This is a genomic window from Aurantimonas sp. C2-5-R2, from assembly GCF_036549495.1.
In the GTDB taxonomy this organism is placed as follows: domain Bacteria; phylum Pseudomonadota; class Alphaproteobacteria; order Rhizobiales; family Rhizobiaceae; genus Aurantimonas; species Aurantimonas coralicida_A.
Genome location: NZ_JAZHLJ010000257.1, coordinates 1 through 839, shown reverse-complemented (window position 1 = coordinate 839; position 839 = coordinate 1). Strand labels below are relative to the sequence as shown.

Genomic DNA, 839 nt, shown 5'->3' with positions numbered 1-839 from the left:
GGTTCATTGTAGCGGTGTACCTTCTACGAGACCGGAACGCCATTTTTGGCCGGCTTTGGCTGCTTCGTGACAACCGGCACCTGAGGAACACCATTCTGCTCGAGTTCGATATTGACTGGATTCGGCGTGTGATCGAGGCCGGCACCATTGTACGTGTCGACACCGATCCCGATGACGCCACCGAGCAGGATGTTGCCGGCTACGCCAGCGACTCCACCGCCGCTGATTTCCGTGTCAACGAAAACGGTCTCGGTTTTGATACCCGGCCTTGCTGGCGACAACCTGGAAAGTGTCCCGACGAGGAACCTTGATCACGCATGACGTGTCGCAGCGAAATCCATTCGAGGTCTGAATTTCCGTTCCTGCCGGCGTGGCATTGATCGCGACATCCTCTGAAGTTCCGCGAATGATCGAGCCACAACCCGACAGAACGCTGGCCATGGCGATCGCCGCTACGATTATCTTCATGACGATCCCCCCAAACAAGGGGATCAGAGAGCCTGCGATCGAGGGTTGAGTCAATACGGCATTCGTGTGGCAGGTTGCGAAAGGCGTTCACAAAAGCGCTGGGGGCCGGTGATGGCAGCTAACCGCACGTATAGCGCAGTTCCCAATTCGGCTGGATCACCTCGTCTCTCGACGTGATAGTGCAGGTTCTTCCGGTGCGAGCGAAATAAGCCTGCGCCGCCGCCTCCATACCAGGAAGATCGGAAGGCACCCTCACAACTCCCAGCGTCGCACCCTGAACCGCGCCCTCCGTGCCAATGACGATGAGACATCGACCACCCGGGAATTTACCCTTGAGGGCGCAGGTAACGTATCGACATGGTAATGCCCCA

At 57.8% G+C, this 839-nt stretch carries 1 protein-coding gene; it reads left to right on the top strand.

Annotation, left to right across the window (positions count from 1 at the left end; genetic code table 11):
- Positions 1–311: hypothetical protein (locus VQ044_RS25385; RefSeq protein ID WP_331827913.1), on the top strand; the 311-nt coding region annotated here is incomplete at its 5' end.
- Positions 312–839: the final 528 nt, after the last annotated feature.